Consider the following 17,460-nt stretch of genomic DNA (forward strand, 5'->3'; position numbering starts at 1 on the left):
GCTGCCAGACGTGCCTAACGGTCGCTGACCAATCCCCAAACGGTCCGCGCCCGGCGCAGATCGAGGATGCCCGCGACGCCGCTGTCTGTGGATTGTGCCGCTATTTTCGCACGTAGCTCCCCAGGGTCGACCCGATCGGTGGTGTGTCCCGCCGCCTCGAAGCGTCGGTTGCGGCGCGATTGCGCCGCAACCGCGTTGACCGGAGGCTCGGCGTAGGCCATGCCGCCCGGGTGTGCCACGTGATAGGTGCAGCCGCCGCGCGACAGCCCGGTCTCGGCGTCGATCAGGTCGAAGACGAGCGGCACGTCGACGGTGATCGACGGGTGCAGCGAGTTCGGCGGCTGCCACGCCCGGTAACGCACGCCCGCGACCTGAACATCGCCCTTGCCGGTGGCCAGCAGCGGGACGGGCATGCCGTTGCAGGTCAGCACATACCGCCCGCGGTCCGCGCCGACCACCCGCACCTGCAGGCGCTCCACCGAGGAGTCGACGTATCGCGCGGTGCCCGCCGCGGTGGTTTGCTCGCCGAGGGTGTGCCACGGTTCGATGGCGCCGCGCAACTCGATCTCGACATCGCCGAGCAGCACCGTGCCGATGCGCGGGAAGCGGAACTCGGTGAACGGCTCGAGCCAGCTGGCGTCGAAGTCGACGCCGTGCGCGCGCAGATCGGCGGCGACCTCGGCGATATCGGCAAGCACGAAGTGCGGCAGCAGATATCGGCCGTGCAGATTGGCGCCGTGCCGAATCAGCGGTGCCCGCAACGGCTCCGACCAGAACCGGGCGACCAAGCCGCGAACCAGCAGCGACTGCACCATCGCCAGCTGGCAGTGCGGCGGCATCTCGAAACCACGCATTTCCACCAAACCGAGCCTGCCCCTGGCGGTTTCGGGGCTGTAGAGCTTGTCGATACAGAATTCGGCACGATGGGTGTTGCCGGTGAGATCGGTCAGCAGATGCCGCAGGGCGCGATCGATGTGCCACGGCGCCGAACCCACCGAGCGCGGTGCCGAATGCGGCACCTGCGCAAGCCGGCTCGGCGCGGCGAGCCGCGCGATTTCGGCAAACGCGATCTCCAGCTCGTAGAGGGCCTCCTCGCGTCCCTCGTCCACCCGCGGCGCCTGCGACGTCGGCCCGACGAAACGCCCGGCGAACAGGTAGGACAGCGACGGATGCCGCTGCCAGTGGGTGATCATCGACACGAGCAGGTCGGGGCGGCGCAGCATCGGTGAGCGCGCGGGAGTGGCGCCACCGAGGGTGATGTGGTTGCCGCCGCCCGTTCCGCTGTGCGTGCCGTCGACATCGAACGATTCGGTGCTCAGCCTGGCCAGCCGCGCCTGCTCGTACAGGGTGGACAGCAGCTCGGACTGCTCGGCGAACGAGACGGTCGGCTGCACGTTGACCTCGATCACGCCGGGGTCGGGTGTCACCGAGAAGGTCCGCAGCCTGGCGTCGACGGGCGGGGCGTAACCCTCCAGCACCACCGGCCGGTCGAGCGCCACCGCGGCCGCCTCGATGCGGCGCACCAGGTCGAGGAAGTGGCCGAGTTCCTCGATGGGCGGCAGGAATACGTGCAATCGCCCGTGGCGTACCTCGCCGACCAGCGCGGTTGTCGGCTCCCAGTCGGCGGATTCCACCACCGCGGGCGGCTCGGGGCGGTCGACGGTCAGCGGCTCGGCGAACAGCGGATCGCGGTCGGGGCGTTGGGTCGGCGTATGCCAGGAGACGGAGTCGAGTGGCAGCCGCAGCCCGGCCGGAGAATCGCCCTCCGTCAACACGATTCGCCCGGCGGGCTGGTCAGTGCGGACGCCACGGCGCAGCCGCCAGTCGGCGCTCGCCCAGCCGGTGCCGTCGGCGCGGCGATACAGCGACAGCACGTAGGCGGTTGGTTCGGTGACCTCGGCGTCCAATCGGGTCAGCAGGTCCATGCGTGCCTGCGCCGAGTCCCGATCCGGGTCGAGATCATCGATCGCGGCGACCGGATCGCCCTCGGGAGCACGGACTTTCCCGGCAAGCCGGAGCAGCGGGTCCTCGTACGCCGGGCGAACCTGTCCGGCAGGCAGCCCGAGGCTCGCCGCCACGTGCGCGATCAAGGCTCGCGCGGCATCGGGTTCGACGGGGGTGAATATGCGTTGCGCGGCAGGCACTTCAGCGGCCTGGGATAACCGCGGACCGGCCGCGGGCCGCACAGCGGCCTGCCCGGCAGGCTCGGGTGATCGCGTGGCCTGCACCGCACCCGTTCCGACAGTCGAAGTCGTTGTGGCACTTGGGCGTTCGATGGTTTCCGGCTGATCTATCGCCGCAGGCTCAGGTGTCGTTTCGCGCCGAACCGGCACACTGCCGAACGGCGTCCACGGATCGGCAAGCAGATCTTGCCGTGCCCACAGCGGCTCACCATCGACCCGCCAGGCGACCGCGATCTCCCACCGCGGCAACGGCTCTCCCGGATACCACTTGCCCTGCCGATACTGCACCAACCCGGTCGGCGCGTAGATCCGCCGCAACCGATCGGCGAGATCGACCGCCCGCGCACGCTTGTGCGCGCCGTCGGCCTCGGTGGTCCATTCCGCGCCGGTCTGGTCATCGATGGAGACGAATGTCGGTTCGCCGCCGACGGTCAACCCCACGTCCTCGGCGGCCATCCGCGCGTCGACCGCGGCACCAGACGCGGTGATCCGCGCCCACTGAGATCCGTTGTAGGGCAAGGTGACCCGAGGATCCTCGTGGAAACGCCGGACGGTATTGGCGAACTCCATGGTGGCGACGGCAGGCCCGGTCGCCCCGGTGATCGGCGCGGCGGACGCCGGATGCGGCGTCGCCGCCAACGGGATGTGTCCCTCGCCCGCGAAGAGCCCCGACGTGGGATCGAGCCCGACCCAGCCCGCGCCGGGCAGATAGACCTCGGTCCAGGCGTGCAGGTCGGTGAAGTCGGCGGGCGGACCGGACGGCCCGTCCAACGACGGCACGTCCTGGGCCAGCTGCACCAGATACCCCGACACGAACCGCGCCGCCAGCCCGAGCTCACGCAGGATCGACACCAGCAGCCAGGCCGAGTCCCGGCACGAGCCGAGCGCGCCGCGCAGCGTGTGATCGGGCGTCTGCACCCCGGCTTCCATCCGGATCGTGTAGCCGACATCGTGGCGCAGTGCCTGGTTGAGATCGACCAGGAAGTCGATGGTGCGCGGCCGACCCGCCGCGTCGTGCGCGCGTACCCAGGCCTTGACCACATCGCCGGGGCCGGAACCCGGCCCCGACTCGTCCACCGGCCGCAGGTACGGCTCCAGATCCGCGAGCAGCTCCGCGCGGTAGCCGAACGGATAGTGCTCGGCGTAGTCCTCGATGAAGAAGTCGAACGGGTTGATTGCCTCGAGGTCGGCGATCAGCCCGACGGTGATCGACAACTCCCGCGCGGGCTCCGGAAACACCAGTCGCGCAAGGAAATTGCCGAACGCATCCTGCTGCCAGTTGCGGAAGTGCCCGGCCGGGGTGACCCGCATCGAGTAGGCATCGATCCTGGTGCGCGAATGTGGCGCCGGGCGCAGGCGCACCACATGCGGATGTAGCTGCACCGGCCGGTCGAAGGTGTACATGGTCCGGTGCTCGAGCGACACCTTGATGCCCATGCAGCAAGTTCACCACACGGCGGACGCGGTGTGCGCCACAATCGCGCAGCGTTCGAGATGCGCGAACTGCGCAAACGGCGGTCACGGTCCGACACACGGCGCGGACGTCCCCCCGCGTGCGGCACGAGAGTGGTAGACAAAGATAACGAACCGATCTCGTCAGGAGGTCACATGCGCGCGCCGGATTGTTCGTCCTGCGAATCCGCCGTCGACCACTGCCACGGCACGCTGATCGTCCATTCGGACAGGCTCACCGAATGCACCGAGGGCGACTGCGTGGATCTCGACTACGTCAGGCACACCTTCGTCGTCGACTGCGCCGACGTGGCCGGTGGCTGTGCCTGTGCCGAGCCCGGCACGGCCCGTCGCCTGGCCTGAACGGCCGCGTACGTACCCTATCCGGGTGAGCTATGACCACGTGTTGCTGCCATCCGGTGTCGCGTCATCGATCTCCGAGGTCGACGCTTACCTCAGTACCCAGCAGGGCCTGCCCCAGGCGAGCCTGGTCGCGCAGATCGCGGCCGAGCTGAACAAGGCCAACTCGGAAATTCCGGAAGACGACAGCTTCCTCAGCGTGCACCCGGTCGGCGGCGTCCCGACCGGCGGCGCACTCCAGGTGCCGAGCCCGTACGACGCGATCGGCTTCGTCCGGCAGCTGCTGTTCGCGATCGCGACGCCGCTGGACTACGCGATCTACGATCCGCAGTTGGCCTGGCTGATCGACCCGGCCGGGCACGTGCCTGCCACGGTCACCCACGGCGGCGCGGGCGAGTTCCCCTATCTGACCAAAACCCTTGCCGATCAATGGGTTTCCGAGCTGGCCCCGCCGAACCCGTACCTGGTGGTCGAACGCGACGAGCAGGTCTACATGCAGACCTACCGGGAGAAGACCGGCGCGTTTACCCTCGAATACCGAGATGGCTCCCCGGACAAGCACTTCGGCACCACGGTCCTGGACGCGCCGACGGTGTCCGCGGTCATCTGGGACTGGGCCACCGGCGACCGCACCCGCATGCAGAACCTGCCGTGGTCGCGCGTCGAACTCTGACTCACTGGTTCTGCACGGCAAGGCGTCCGGCCAGCGCGATGAACGAGACGCCGAACACCCGGCGCATCCAGGTCACCACGGCGGGCCGGGAGATGACGTGGTTGCGCACTGCCGCCGCGCACACCCCGTAGCCCGCGAACACCACGAACGTCGCGGCCATGAAGATCCCGCTCAGTTCGAGCATGCGCGCCAACGCGTTCGGTGAGCCGTTCGGCACGAACTGCGGCAGGAACGCGAAGAAAAAGATGGTCAGCTTCGGGTTGAGGATGTTGAGCAGCACCGCCGAGGTGATCACCTTGCGCGCCGACTGGGTGACCTGCGCGCTGTCCTCCGGCACGGTGAGCGCGCCCTTGTCCCGGAATGTGCTCCACGCCATGTAGATCAGGTACGCGACACCGAGATACTTCAGCGTCTGGAACGCGACCGCACTCGCGTTGAGCAGCGCGGCCAGGCCGGTGATCGCCGCGACCATGTGCGGGATGATGCCGAGGGTGCAGCCGAACGCCGCGATCACGCTGGCCTTGGTCCCCCTGGAAAGTCCGGCCGCCAGGGTGAAGAGCGCGCCCGTGCCGGGGGTGGCGACGATGACGAGCGTTGTCAGCATGAATTCGATGCTCATCCCCGTCACAGTAACCCGTCGCCTGGACACCGCAACCCCCGTAGATTCGGGGCTGGACCTGCGCCGAAATTAGAGCGCGCGCCGGCCGGACAGCGCGCGGCCCAGGGTGAGCTCGTCCGCGAATTCCAGATCGCCGCCCATCGGCAGACCCGACGCCAGCCTGGTCACGCTCAGGCCGGGAAAATCGCGCAGCATCCGCACCAGGTAGGTGGCCGTCGCCTCGCCCTCGGTGTTCGGGTCGGTCGCGATGATCACCTCGGTGACATCGATGCCGTCCTCTTGATTGCCGATGCGCGCCAACAACTCCCGGATCCGCAGCTGGTCGGGTCCGATGCCGCTCAGCGGGTCGAGCGCGCCGCCGAGCACGTGGTAGCGACCACGGAACTCACGGGTGCGCTCGATCGCCTGCACGTCCTTTGGCTCCTCGACCACGCAGATCATGGTGCGGTCACGACGCGCGTCGGCGCAGATGCGGCACTTCTCGCCGTCGGAGACGGTGCCGCAGACCACGCAGAACTGCACGCCGTCGCGCACCTTCTGCAGGGCGGCCTGCAACCGGTCGATCTCCGGCGGCTCTACCTGCAGCAGATGAAAAGCGATGCGCTGTGCGCTCTTCGGACCGACGCCGGGCAGCTTGCCGAGCTCGTCGATCAGATCCTGAACCGGACCCTCGTACAACGGCTATGTCCCCGTGGCTCTCAGAGGCCAGGCAGCCCGGGCAGCGAGCCGCCGCCGAGCCCACCCGAGAGCGGGCCGAGCCGCTCGGCCGCCAGCTGCTGCGCGTTGGCCATCGCGTCGTTGACCGCGCCGATCACCAAGTCCTGCAACGTCTCCACGTCTTCCGGGTCGACCGCCTTCGGATCGATGGTCAGCGCGACGACCTCGCCGGATGCCTTGATGGTGACCTTGACCAGCCCGCCGCCGGCCTGGCCCTCAACCTCGGCCGCGGAGATCTCGGCCTGGGCTTCCATCACCGCCTGTTGCATCTGCTGCGCTTGGGCGAGTAACTGCTGCATGTCGAACTGGCCACCGGGCTGCACGGCATATTCCTCTCTGGGGAAAGTGTCACTGATCAGCGTAGTCCCTGACGCCGGGGCGGCGGCGCGCCGCCTCGATCGGCCGACGCACCCGCACGCGCGAAACCCGTTCGGCGATATAGCTCCCGACCGGTCGTTATGTCTTCGATGCATGGCCGGTAACAGGTTGGGTACGTCCGGGTTCAGGGCAACAAGATCGACCTACCATCGAGAAGTAGGTCGGGAGTTCTGGAGTACCGATATGAGCACGATGAGGGCACGTTTCCTGAGCACCGCGGTGCTTTCGCTGGGGGTTCCCGGCATCTTCCTCGGCATTGCCACTCCGGCCGCGACCGCGGATTCCGGTGTCACCGCGGCGGCCGCCGATTACGGCGGCGGTTGCGTGCTCTACCCGGACAACCGGGCGGCCACGATCGACTCACTGCGCGTGCGCTGCTCGCCGGAGCAGCAGGACGCCATCTTCCGGGACGCCGAGCGCGGCGACGTGCCGATGGGCGTGCAGAACGGCTGGGTGACCAGGCCGCCCGCGATCGAGGGCATCGCACCCGCGTTCTGGATCGGCAAGACCTTCTACACCGGTCCGGACGGCGGCATGCTGACCAACCGGGTGACCGGCGCGGGTTACGAGGCTTGGCCCGCTTACGTGTACACCGCGCCTGCGATGCTCGATGGCAAGCCGACCTGGGCGCTCAACTATGACCCGTCCCCCACCCCGCAGGTCTACGACGAGATCAGGGAGATCACCCCCGGCGTCTGGTTCGGCTACTCGTGGTGGCGCGGCTTCTTCCAGAACACCCTCCTGCTCACCTTCGTCCTCGGCTGATCTTCCCGGAAATTGACTCTCCCCCCACTGGAGGGTGTTCGCTGAAGGCATGACAGCGACCGTCTCCATCGGGGAGTTCGCCAGGCTGACGTACCTGACCGTGAAAACGCTCCGGTACTACCACGACATCGAGCTGCTCGAACCCATCGAGATCGATACGGGGTCCGGCTATCGGCGCTACTCGACCGACCAAGTGGCACAGGCTCATCTGATCCGGCGCCTGCGCCGGCTCGACATGCCGCTGCCCGAGATCAAGGCCGTGCTGGCCGCCCCCGATACCGACATCCGCAATGCCGCGCTGCGCGCACATCTGGAACGGATGGAGGCCGAGCTGGCCAGGACCCGCTCGGTGGTGGCGTCATTGCGGTCATTGCTCACCCCGTCCGCACCGATCGCCGTCGAATACCGCTCGATCCACGCCTTTTCCGCGCTGGCGCTCACCGAGGTGGTCAGCAGGGACGACATCGGCCCATGGTGCGCGGCGGCATACCCGCTGCTGCACCGGACGCTTGCCGCGGCGGGTATCGAACCCGACGGCGTCGACGGCGCCACCTATTCGATGGACTTCTTCGAGAACGACCTCGGCGAGGTGGTCGCCTACGTGCCGATCCCGGCGGCCGCCCGGATCGCACCCCCCGAGCGGGTCTCGATCATCGAGCTGCCCGCACGCCGCTTCGCCGTCGCGCTGCACGAGGGGGATTTCGACGACTTCGACCGCACCTACGGCGCGCTGGGCAGCTACGTCGCCGAACACGACACCGCGCTGGCCGAGCCCGTCCGGGAGCGCTACCTGCTCAGCCCCGACGACACCGACGACCCGCACAGCTACCGAACCGAAGTCTGCTGGCCGATCGGCCTGCTCTGAGAAGTGGAGAACCCCAATGACACTGTCACTCGCGCACATCACCGTCGACTGCGCCGACGCCGCCGCCCTGGCCGGATTCTGGTCGGAGCTGCTGGACAAGCCGGTCGACGCGGGCGCGTCCGCGCAATTCGCCACCGTCGGCAGCGCGTCCGGTCTGTCGCCGCTGCTGATGTTCATCCAGGTGCCCGACAAGAACCCGGGCAAGAACGTGATCCACCTCGACTTCCACGCCGAGGACTGGCATCAGTACGTCGAGCGCGCGGTCAGCCTGGGCGCCAAGCGGATCGGCGACTTCGACGAGTACGGCGCGCAGTGGACAACGCTGGCCGACCCGGAGGGCAACCTCTTCGACATCGGCGCGGCGTAGCCACCCGGCTCGACAACGCAGCCCGGCACGAGGGGCCGGGCTGCGCTTCGCGTTAGACCTTCAGTTCGCGCTGCAGGTTGCCGAGCACCTCGGCCTGGATCTTCTTCAGGCCGAGCGGCGCGAAGATTCCTTCGAAGATGCCCGCCACGCCGCCCGCGCCCTGCCAGGTGGTGCGCAGGGTGACCTGCGCGCCTGCACCGTCCGGCGTCACGGTCCAGGTGTTGACCATGGTGGAGTTGGAATCGCGCTCGGTGACAATCGAATCCGACACCGCCACCACCGCGTGCACGTTGCGCGAGCGCTTCTCGGTGGCCTGCAGCGTCCACTCGGCCACGGTGCCCGCGCCCTTGCCGCCCTCGACGACCTTGTAGTCGCGGTAGTGCGACGACAGAATGCGCGGCCGCACCGTCTCGTAGTCCGCGATGGCCTCGAGGGTGCGCTGCGGGTCCGCCGCAACGGCGATCGAACTACTGGCGCTGACCTGTCCCACAATGAGCTCCTTGTCCGGGTACGGTATGTCGACCGGTCTCCATCCTGCCCTGTAGCGGCCACCACACCGCATGCCGGTCGAGTCGTGTGGCGAACTTCTCCGAGCCGGTCGGTATTCCGGTTCGCAACATATGCGTGACATTTCTCCCGAGACCCTGCCCTCGCGGTGGTCTCACACTCAGGTGCGTACTAGCGTCGAGGGGTGGCAGTGAGTCTGTTGGGGAAGGCCGGACGCGCTCCGGCCGCACACGAATCCGGGTTTGCCGCGCATCGAGCTGGGGTAGATCGACTCCTGGCGAGTTATCGCGCGATTCCCAGGGACGCGAATGTGCGGCTGGCGAAGAAGACCTCGAACTTGTTCCGGGCCAGGGCGAAAAACCCCGCGCCCGGCCTCGACGTATCGGGACTGGCCCAGGTGATCACGGTGGATCCGGTGACCAAGACCGCCGACGTCGCAGGCATGACCACCTACGAGAATCTGGTCGCCGCCACCCTCCCGTACGGCCTCGCTCCGTTCGTGGTTCCGCAGCTCAAGACGATCACGCTTGGCGGCGCGGTGACCGGCCTCGGCATCGAGTCGACCTCGTTCCGCAACGGCCTGCCGCACGAGTCGGTGCTGGAGATGGACATCCTGACCGGGGCGGGCGAGATCATCACCGCCACCGCGGACAACGAGCACGCCGACCTGTTCCGCGGCTTCCCCAATTCCTACGGCACCCTCGGCTATTCGGTCCGGCTGAAGATCGAACTGGAAACCGTGCAGCCGTACGTGGCCCTGCGCCACCTGCGCTTCCACGACCTGCGCGAGCTGGAGCGGACCCTCGCGACCATCGTCGACGAGAAGACTTACGACGGCGAACGGGTCGACTACCTCGACGGCGTGGTGTTCACCGCCGACGAGAGCTACCTGACCCTCGGCCGCCAGACCGACGAGCCGGGCCCGGTCAGCGACTACACCGACATGGACATCTTCTATCGGTCCATTCAGCATGATGACGCGGTGCCCAAGCGCGACCGCCTGACCATCCACGATTACCTGTGGCGCTGGGACACCGACTGGTTCTGGTGCTCGCGCGCGTTCGGCACGCAGAACCCGAAGATCCGCCGGTTCTGGCCGAAGCGCTACCGCCGCAGCAGCTTCTACTGGAAGCTGATCGCGCTCGATCACAAATACAACATCGCCGACAAGCTGGAGGCCCGCCAGGGCAATCCGCCGCGCGAGCGGGTGGTGCAGGACATCGAGGTGCCGGTGGACCGCACCGCCGACTTCGTCGAATGGTTCCTGCGCGAGATTCCGATCGAGCCGATCTGGCTGTGCCCGCTGCGGCTGCGCGAAACCGGCGCGCCCGCGACGACCGGACGCACCTGGCCGCTGTACCCCCTCGAACCGAACCGGACGTATGTCAACGTCGGGTTCTGGTCCGCCGTCCCCACCGTGCCCGGACAGCAGGAAGGAGCGGCCAACCGTGCGATCGAGCGCACCGTGACCGACTTCGACGGACATAAGTCGCTGTACTCCGATTCCTACTACGACAAAGATGAGTTCGCGGCGCTGTACGGCGGCAGCATTTATACCGAATTGAAGAAACGCTACGACCCGGACCAGCGGCTGCTGGATTTGTATTCGAAGGCGGTGCAACGCAAATGACGACATTCAAGGACCGTTCCGACGTCTTAGGTGACCTCGGAGCCAAACTCAGCATTGCCGAGATCTTCGAGACGCTGATCGACGGCGAGTCACCGATCCGGCTGACCGCCTACGACGGCAGCGCGACCGGTCCGGAAGACTCGAAGTACGCGCTGGACATCAAGACGCCACGCGGCATCAACTATCTGGCGACCGCGCCCGGCGATCTCGGCATGGCGCGCGCCTACATTTCCGGCGACATGACCGCCGACGGCGTGCATCCCGGCGATCCCTACGACATCCTCGCGGCGATGGACGGGCTGAAGTTCCACCGTCCGTCCGCGCTCGCGCTGGTCACCATCGCCCGCTCGCTCGGCTGGGAGCGGCTCAAGCCGATCGCGCCGCCGCCGCAGGAGACGCTGCCGCGCTGGCGCCGGATCGCGCTGGAAGGCCTGCGGCACTCCAAGACTCGCGACGCCGAGGCGATCCACCACCACTACGACGTCTCGAACAAGTTCTACGAGTACGTGCTCGGCCCGTCGATGACCTACACCTGTGCGTGTTACGGCGACGAGGACTGGACGCTGGAACAGGCGCAGGAGAACAAGTACCGCCTCGTCTTCGAGAAGCTGCGGCTGAAGGAAGGCGACCGGCTGCTCGACATCGGTTGCGGCTGGGGCGGCATGGTCCGCTACGCGGCCAAGCGCGGCGTCAAGGTGATCGGCGCGACGCTGTCCGCCGAGCAGGCCGAGTGGGCCCAGCAGAAGATCGCCGAGCAGGGCCTCGCCGAGCTCGCCGAGGTGCGCCACTCCGATTACCGGGACATCCCGGAGGGCGAGTTCGACGCGGTGTCCTCGATCGGGCTGACCGAACACATCGGTGTGCACAACTATCCGTACTACTTCGATTTCATGAAGACCAAGCTGCGCGACGGCGGCCTGTTCCTCAATCACAGCATCACCCGCCCGGACAACACCAGGACCACCAAGGCCGGTGACTTCATCGACCGGTACGTGTTCCCGGATGGCGAACTGATCGGCTCCGGCCGGATCATCTCCGAGATCCAGAACACCGGGCTCGAGGTGCTGCACGAGGAGAACCTGCGCGAGCATTACGCGCTGACCCTGCACGAATGGTGCAAGAACCTGGTCGAGAACTGGGACGCGTGCGTCGCGGAGGTCGGCGAGGGCACCGCGAAGGTGTGGGGCCTGTACATGGCGGGTTGCCGGCTCGGCTTCCAGCGCAACGTGGTTCAGCTGCATCAGGTGCTCGGCGTGAAACTGCCTGCGGACGGCGACTGGACGGTGCCGCTGCGCCCCTGGTGGCAGCCGTAACTTTCGCGGCGCTGCCCGTCCTAGTCCAACAGTTCGTCCAGGAATAGGGCGGGCAGTTCTATGTCTCCGGTATGTGCTGCGGCGGAGGGCATTTCGGCGCGCAGCACGCGCAGGATGGAGACCACGCCGGGGCCCGCGTCGAGCAGTGGCCTGGTCCAGCCCAGTTCGGCGCAGGTCGCGGCCGCGGGCAGCAGCAAACCGGTGGCCTCGCCGACCCAGCCCGAGGCGGCGAGGCATTCGGCGAGCAGCAGTGAGGCGTCCAATTGCGCTCGGGGGCGGCCCTTGTCGAGCATGCGGCCGTGCAGGGCCCGTGCTCGGCGGACCGCGCGATCGTCGGCGCCGAGCCTGCCCTTGGCCAGCAGGGAGCGGATCGCGGCGACCTCCTCGGCCTCCGCGGTGAGCACGGCGGCACCGGTCATCCGATGGCCCGCACGCAGTGGCGCGGAGGATGATTCGGGGCCGGGGAATTGGTCGTCGGCGTCGTCCAGCGGTAAGCCGAGGCGCAGCCGTTCGGCGCGGATATGCGCGGCGAGGCGGAACAGCCTGTTGTCGTTCGCGATCCGCGCGCCCTCGTCGAGGCGCGTTGCGGCCGTGAACAAGTCACCGCGCACCGCCTTGACCCTGGCCCCGATGACGAACGTCGAGATCAGGAAGTCCACCGGGCCGACCCTGGCGACCAGCTGATGGCTCTCGTCGAGCAACTGGTCGGCGGCGTCGAGATCACCACGGCGATAGTTCAATTCGCCGAGCATCGCCGCGGCCACCCGCAGCGAGTGCGAGCGCGGACCCGACCGCTGCTTGGCGACCTGCCATGCCTCCTGGAAACACGCTGTCGCCGTAGGGATGTCGAGCTGCTCGTAGGCGGCGGCGCCACGCCCGCACAACCCGAACACCGCGCCGAGCGGATCCTTGGACCGCGCATGGTATTCCGCCGCCCAGTCCTGGATCTCGCGGGCGCCGTCGAAGTCGAACTCACACAGCCGCACGAACGAGGTCAGGTTCGCCGCGGTCGACACGGTCCAGGCGGGCAGCTCGTCCGGCTTCTTCAGGCAGTCCGCGACCCGGTCGAGCACGCCGTCGGTATGGTCGCGGGCGATCTGGTCGGCGGCACCGATCACGGCGGCCTGGCAGCGCTGCTGGCCCACCTCCGCATCGGTGGACGAACCACGCGCGAGGATATTGGACAGCCTGCCGAGCGCCGTTCGTGCCGCGCCCGACTGCTGCAGGTTCACATTGGCCCTGGCCACCGCCATCAACAGCTTGGACCGCGAAGCCACCTGCTGCACCGGCAGTTTGGAGACCGAGCCGAGCAGCGTGGCCAGCCGGGAACGATCGATCAGGTCCATGCCGCCGGTCTCGAGCAGATCGAGTGCCATCTTGAAGTCGGTGGCGGCGAGCGCGTGATCGACCGACTTGCGCAGCAGCTGATGCTCGGCATACCAGCGGGCCGCCTTGCGGTGCAACGACTTCAGCCTGCCGGGCTGGGCGCGTTCCAGCCGGGCCCGCAGATGCTCGGCGAACAGCGGCTGCATCCGGAACCACTCCGGGTCGTGCACGATCCGGCGCAGGAACAGCTCGCGCTGCTCGGCCTGTTCCAACAATTGCTCGGCGTCCGCGTCCTCGGACAGCGCCGCGGCCAGCGAACCGCACACCCGCTCGGTCACCGAGATCGACATCAGGAAGTCGAGCATCTTGGGTTCCAGTGTGTCCAAGACATTTTCGGCGAGGTACTCGCGGATGCCGTGATTACCCTCGGACAGGGTGGCGATCAGCCGCGCCGGGTCGGCGTTGCCGCGCAGGGACAGGCTGACCAGTTGGATGGCGGCCGGCCAGCCATCGGTGGCCGCGTGGATCTGCTCCACCTGGGTATCGCTCAGCGGAAACCCGTGGTGGCGCACCAGGATCTCGTTGGTCTCCGCCATGGTCAAACGCAGTGCGCTGGAACCGATCTCGACCAGTTCATCGTGCACTCGCAACCGACTGGTTGGCAGGCCGGACTGCTCCCGGCTGGTCACCACGAAGCGCAGATGGTGACATCCGTTGTCCAGCAACGCTTCCATCGCCCGGTGCGCGCCCGCGTCGGCGACTCGATGCCAGTCGTCGATGACCACCACCACCGTACTGGCGCTGGCATGGATTTCGTCGATGAGCGTGGAGATGACGAAAGCACCCGCGTCGGCGGGCCTTTCCTCGAGCGCCTGATCCAAGCCAACGCCCACGTCCGGGCGCACCCGGCGGATGGCCTGGATGAGGTGGGCGAGGAACCAGATCTCGTTGTCGTCGTCGCGATCGATGCCGATCCAGGCGACCGGGATGCCGCGGTCGGTCAGGTCGGTCCGCCACTGGGCGGCCACGGTGCTCTTACCGAAGCCGGCGGGCGCGTGGATCACGGCGAGCCTGCGCCGGCCGCCCGCGCGGAGGATGTCCAGCAGCCGCGGGCGCGGGACCGGGTCGCGGGCCGGGGTCGGCGGACGGAACTTGGTTGCCGCGGTCGGCGGCAAGGTGGTTGCCGCGCCGCCGGCCTCCGTTGGCTGGGATAACGCCGGACGCAGCGTCAACGGCCAGCTGCGCCGGGCCGTCACCGCGGGCCTGGACTTGGTCGACGCCGCCGATTCGGGTGGATGTGCCATCGGCTCGGGCGCGGCGATGGTTTCCAGCAGCGCCATCTCGTCGGGCATCTGATCGTGGTCGCGCTGCACCGCGCGCAGCAACTGCCCCAGGTCGTAGGCCGAGGGCGGGCGTTCGTCGGGGTCGATGGACATGGCCTGCTGGATCACCTCGGCCACGTCCGGCGGAATGTCGTGCTCGCGCAGGTCCGGCACCGGCTGGGTGGTGATCCGCAGGAATTGCGCGACCACCTTCTCCCCCGCCTGCCGTTCGAAGGCGGCGTGCCCGGTGAGCAGCGCGAACAGCGTCGCGCCGAGGCCGTAGACGTCGGAGAGGGTGGTCGGGTCGTCGCCCTTGAGCACTTCCGGCGCGGTGAACGCGGGCGACCCGGTGATCAGGCTGCTGGAGGTCTGGAAGCCACCGGGGATTCTGGCGATGCCGAAGTCGGTCAGCTGCGGCTCGCCGTAGCCGCTGAGCAGGACGTTCGCCGGTTTCACGTCGCGGTGCAGGATCTGGGCGCGATGTGCGCTCTCGATCGCGCCCGCGAGCTTCACCCCGGCCCGCAGCGAGTCGGCCCAGGTGAGCGGCCCCTGATCGCGGATCACCTGCTCGAGCGAGCCGCGGGTGCAGTACGGCATGACAATGAACGGCAGGCCGCTCAACGTCACGTCCACCTGCAGAATGTCGACGATATTCGGGTGGCCGGACAGCCGGCCCATGGCCTGTTCCTCGCGCAGGAAGCGCTCGCGGCTCTCCACCTCGATCTCCGAGGAGAGCACCTTCACCGCGACCACTCGCTCCAGGGCTCGTTGGATACAGCGATAGACCACGCCGAAGCCGCCCCGGCCGATCTCCTTCGCATCCGACAGACCCAGCGCCTCCAGCTCGTCCGCTATCCCGATGAGCGGGTGGCGCTGGGTATCCGAGTCGGCCGGAGTCGAGTCCGGGCCGACCGCCCCCGCCTGTGTCCGTGGATTCACGTGACCACCTCGAACTCATATCGAATCGGCGTCACCGGCAACCAATAAGCGCGCCGACGGTCGGACATCACCCGGAACCCCGCGCGATGTCCGATATGTCTGCGCATACTCCAACGTAGCGCGGGCACGGCGTCCGGTGGGAGAAGTTTCGGCACAGGATCTTTTCCATCACCACCTTCCCCCCTAATTCTCCCCGCTCAGCGCTCCGCCGCAGGCGTTGCTTCCGGCGCGATCAGGAACGAGATTCGCTCCATTACATTCTGCCGCTCGGCGTTGTGGAAGGACGCAATTTCCCATGTTGACGACCGCGGTATCGGGGCCGTAGCAGCGGATGCCGACCACGTCGTCGGCCATCTTGGTGTCCTTCAGAAAGCTGCCGAACAGGGCGCGGTGGGATTCGACGATAGGTTTACCGGCGCTATCTCAGCGCGGTCATGCTGCACGGACAGGCCAGTGCGCGGGCCGTCGACCTCGGCGCCACCGACCTCTACGCGCTGAACATTCTGGAGTTGACCGGGCCGATGACACCGGGCGAACTCGGCACGCGCAGCGGACTGACCACCGGTCCAACGACGCGGCTGATCGATCGGCTGGCGGACGCGGGTTACGTGCGCCGAGTGCCGGTGCCCGGCGACCGGCGCAAAGTGCTCGTCGAATTGGTCGGCACGTCAGCGGAATTCGACGAGATGCTGGCCCCGGCGCGGCACCGGATCGGTGAAATCATCGGCAGCTATACCCCCGAACAGCGAGAAGTGCTGTTCGACTACTTCATTCGCGCCGCCGACGCGTACCGCGACGCGACCGAAGACCTGCGCACCGAATAGATCCGGAACGACCACTGTGGGGGAGACACACCCTAGCGAACGGCGAGCGCGATGAACTGGGTGATCTGGTTGTCGGCGAAGTTGTTGTCGCTCACCAGGATCAGGGTGCGCTCACCGGAGGGCAGGCGCGGGCCCCAGGTCATGCCTTCGACATTGTCGAGGTTGCGCAGGCCGACATCGGCCAGGTCGACCAGCAGGCGCTTGGTGACCGGGCGGGCGTTGCCGAGCGGAGCGTCGAGCACATTGGTGGCGGCGCTGAGGTCGGCCTCGTAGATCCGGATCTTGTTACCGACGCCGAAGACGAAAGAACGTTCCAGGACAAGGATTTTCGACGGGTCGACCGGGTCGGCGGCCAGAATCGAGGCGATCCCGTTCATGCCGAGATCGGGCTGCGGACGGGACTCGGCGAACACCGGCTCCACCGGGTACGCGTACTGGGCGAGCAGCTGGCCGGACCGCGCCTGCACGGTGAGCCGCGAGGTCGCGCCCGCCGTTGTCGTCGCCAGCGGGCCGTCCTGCAGCAGCGGGCCTTCCACCGACGTCACGAACAGCGAACCGCCGGCGGTGAACGTCGCACCCTCCAGCGCGAGATTCTGCCGCGGACCCGAATTCGGCCGCATCCGTTCGTTGTCCGGGATCGGCAGCTCGGCCGCGAAGGTACCGTCGGGATGCGTGACGCGGACCGATGGGTCGGCGAGCACGGTGTCGGTGCGCTCACCCTCCTGCGTCCAGTAGTAGTCGCCGGTCCACGGATCGACCCGAATCTCCTCGGGGTCCAACGACTTCGGTCCGTAGGTGGCCCCTGCGGCCGTCAGCAGCGGCCGCGTACCGGTGAATGTCACCGGGCCGATGCCGTTTTCGCCAACCGGGATGCGCGCGGTGTAGAACCGGGCCGGGTCACGCTCCGAGCGGTCGTCGCTGATCAGCACGTAATCGCCGGTGCGGGAATCGAAGTCGATCCCGGACAGGCCGCCGACGGCAGTGTCGTGGAAGACCAGGTCGTTGGGCACCACCTGCTCGCCGAGCAGCCGGACCGCCTGGCCCGGGTCCGGCGCCGCGGCGGCGGGCGCCACGCCGAGCGCCACCGCGACGGTCGCGACCAACAGTGCTTGCCCACGTCGAGGGTGTCCACGTCTCACGCGCATCACGCTATCCACCATGCGGTACCAACAGGTGAACAACACCCGAATCCGCCGAATAACCCCGAAAACGGCGAAAGC

Annotated in this window: 15 protein-coding genes; 8 read left to right on the forward strand and 7 right to left on the reverse strand. The window is 67.8% G+C overall.

All coding sequences use genetic code 11. The annotated features are described in order from the left end of the window. Nucleotides 1-14: 14 nt before the first annotated feature. Nucleotides 15-3,620 carry a transglutaminase family protein gene (locus ACIA8C_RS16685; RefSeq protein WP_397135381.1) on the reverse strand — a complete coding sequence of 1,202 codons (3,606 nt, stop codon included), beginning with the start codon at nt 3,618-3,620 and terminating at the stop codon, nt 15-17. A gap of 171 nt (nt 3,621-3,791) precedes the next feature. Here ACIA8C_RS16685 and ACIA8C_RS16690 point away from each other — a divergent pair, with 171 nt between their 5' ends. Together ACIA8C_RS16690 and ACIA8C_RS16695 are read left to right on the forward strand one after the other, a co-directional pair. After that, entirely contained in the window at nt 3,792-3,998 is a 207-nt protein-coding gene (locus ACIA8C_RS16690; protein ID WP_397135383.1) for a hypothetical protein, read from the forward strand. Between the two features lie 25 nt (nt 3,999-4,023). Next, nucleotides 4,024-4,668, forward strand: a complete 645-nt coding sequence (locus ACIA8C_RS16695) for a hypothetical protein (RefSeq protein WP_397135385.1) — start codon at nt 4,024-4,026, stop codon at nt 4,666-4,668. A gap of 1 nt (nt 4,669) precedes the next feature. Here ACIA8C_RS16695 and ACIA8C_RS16700 read toward each other — a convergent pair whose 3' ends face one another. The 3 genes from ACIA8C_RS16700 to ACIA8C_RS16710 all read right to left on the reverse strand — a co-directional run bounded on the left by ACIA8C_RS16700 (nt 4,670) and on the right by ACIA8C_RS16710 (nt 6,327). Next, entirely contained in the window at nt 4,670-5,287 is a 618-nt protein-coding gene (locus tag ACIA8C_RS16700; protein ID WP_397135387.1) for a LysE family translocator, read from the reverse strand. A 69-nt stretch (nt 5,288-5,356) separates the two neighbouring features. After that, nucleotides 5,357-5,965 carry a recombination mediator RecR gene (gene recR / locus ACIA8C_RS16705; RefSeq protein WP_357379883.1) on the reverse strand — a complete coding sequence of 203 codons (609 nt, stop codon included), beginning with the start codon at nt 5,963-5,965 and terminating at the stop codon, nt 5,357-5,359. 20 nt (nt 5,966-5,985) lie between these two features. After that, nucleotides 5,986-6,327, reverse strand: a complete 342-nt coding sequence (locus ACIA8C_RS16710) for a YbaB/EbfC family nucleoid-associated protein (RefSeq protein WP_397135389.1) — start codon at nt 6,325-6,327, stop codon at nt 5,986-5,988. Nucleotides 6,328-6,565: 238 nt separating this feature from the next. Between ACIA8C_RS16710 and ACIA8C_RS16715 the strand changes: the two genes are divergently transcribed. The 3 genes from ACIA8C_RS16715 to ACIA8C_RS16725 are packed head-to-tail and all read left to right on the forward strand — an operon-like array spanning nt 6,566 to nt 8,379. Further along, complete coding sequence (locus tag ACIA8C_RS16715) at nt 6,566-7,147, forward strand: hypothetical protein (RefSeq protein ID WP_397135391.1); 582 nt, start codon at nt 6,566-6,568, stop codon at nt 7,145-7,147. 49 nt (nt 7,148-7,196) lie between these two features. Next, the gene (locus ACIA8C_RS16720; RefSeq protein ID WP_397135393.1) at nt 7,197-8,012 is read left to right on the forward strand and encodes a MerR family transcriptional regulator; all 816 of its coding nucleotides are present in this window, start codon (nt 7,197-7,199) and stop codon (nt 8,010-8,012) included. 16 nt (nt 8,013-8,028) lie between these two features. Next, entirely contained in the window at nt 8,029-8,379 is a 351-nt protein-coding gene (locus ACIA8C_RS16725; protein WP_397135395.1) for a VOC family protein, read from the forward strand. 52 nt (nt 8,380-8,431) lie between these two features. Here the strand turns inward: ACIA8C_RS16725 and ACIA8C_RS16730 are convergent, their stop codons facing one another. Next, nucleotides 8,432-8,869: an SRPBCC family protein gene (locus tag ACIA8C_RS16730; RefSeq protein ID WP_397135397.1), complete on the reverse strand. Its 438-nt coding sequence runs from the start codon at nt 8,867-8,869 to the stop codon at nt 8,432-8,434. 207 nt (nt 8,870-9,076) lie between these two features. Here ACIA8C_RS16730 and ACIA8C_RS16735 point away from each other — a divergent pair, with 207 nt between their 5' ends. Together ACIA8C_RS16735 and ACIA8C_RS16740 are read left to right on the forward strand one after the other, a co-directional pair. Beyond that, on the forward strand, nt 9,077-10,516 hold the full coding sequence (locus ACIA8C_RS16735; protein WP_397135699.1) for an FAD-binding oxidoreductase: 1,440 nt from the start codon (nt 9,077-9,079) through the stop codon (nt 10,514-10,516). Next, nucleotides 10,513-11,829 (forward strand): class I SAM-dependent methyltransferase, encoded by a 1,317-nt coding sequence (locus ACIA8C_RS16740; RefSeq protein WP_397135399.1) that lies wholly within the window; start codon nt 10,513-10,515, stop codon nt 11,827-11,829. The genes ACIA8C_RS16735 and ACIA8C_RS16740 overlap by 4 nt, the downstream gene beginning before the upstream one ends. 20 nt (nt 11,830-11,849) lie before the next feature. Here ACIA8C_RS16740 and ACIA8C_RS16745 read toward each other — a convergent pair whose 3' ends face one another. After that, entirely contained in the window at nt 11,850-15,416 is a 3,567-nt protein-coding gene (locus tag ACIA8C_RS16745) for a protein kinase (protein WP_397135401.1), read from the reverse strand. Between the two features lie 434 nt (nt 15,417-15,850). Between ACIA8C_RS16745 and ACIA8C_RS16750 the strand changes: the two genes are divergently transcribed. Further along, nucleotides 15,851-16,240, forward strand: a complete 390-nt coding sequence (locus tag ACIA8C_RS16750; RefSeq protein ID WP_397135403.1) for a MarR family transcriptional regulator — start codon at nt 15,851-15,853, stop codon at nt 16,238-16,240. A gap of 32 nt (nt 16,241-16,272) precedes the next feature. Here the strand turns inward: ACIA8C_RS16750 and ACIA8C_RS16755 are convergent, their stop codons facing one another. Then, nucleotides 16,273-17,379: an esterase-like activity of phytase family protein gene (locus ACIA8C_RS16755; protein WP_397135405.1), complete on the reverse strand. Its 1,107-nt coding sequence runs from the start codon at nt 17,377-17,379 to the stop codon at nt 16,273-16,275. Between the last annotated feature and the right edge of the window lie 81 nt (nt 17,380-17,460).

Source organism: Nocardia sp. NPDC051321, assembly GCF_044455225.1.
In the GTDB taxonomy this organism is placed as follows: Bacteria; Actinomycetota; Actinomycetes; order Mycobacteriales; family Mycobacteriaceae; genus Nocardia.

What these genes read in the sequence shown, in the direction of transcription:
- ACIA8C_RS16715 (WP_397135391.1), top strand. Translation starts at nt 6,566, where the DNA reads ATGAGCACGATGAGGGCACGTTTCCTGAGCACCGCGGTGCTTTCGCTG.
- ACIA8C_RS16720 (WP_397135393.1), top strand. Translation starts at nt 7,197, where the DNA reads ATGACAGCGACCGTCTCCATCGGGGAGTTCGCCAGGCTGACGTACCTG.
- ACIA8C_RS16685 (WP_397135381.1), bottom strand. Translation starts at nt 3,620, where the DNA reads ATGGGCATCAAGGTGTCGCTCGAGCACCGGACCATGTACACCTTCGAC.
- ACIA8C_RS16690 (WP_397135383.1), top strand. Translation starts at nt 3,792, where the DNA reads ATGCGCGCGCCGGATTGTTCGTCCTGCGAATCCGCCGTCGACCACTGC.
- ACIA8C_RS16700 (WP_397135387.1), bottom strand. Translation starts at nt 5,287, where the DNA reads ATGAGCATCGAATTCATGCTGACAACGCTCGTCATCGTCGCCACCCCC.
- ACIA8C_RS16740 (WP_397135399.1), top strand. Translation starts at nt 10,513, where the DNA reads ATGACGACATTCAAGGACCGTTCCGACGTCTTAGGTGACCTCGGAGCC.
- ACIA8C_RS16725 (WP_397135395.1), top strand. Translation starts at nt 8,029, where the DNA reads ATGACACTGTCACTCGCGCACATCACCGTCGACTGCGCCGACGCCGCC.
- ACIA8C_RS16750 (WP_397135403.1), top strand. Translation starts at nt 15,851, where the DNA reads ATGCTGCACGGACAGGCCAGTGCGCGGGCCGTCGACCTCGGCGCCACC.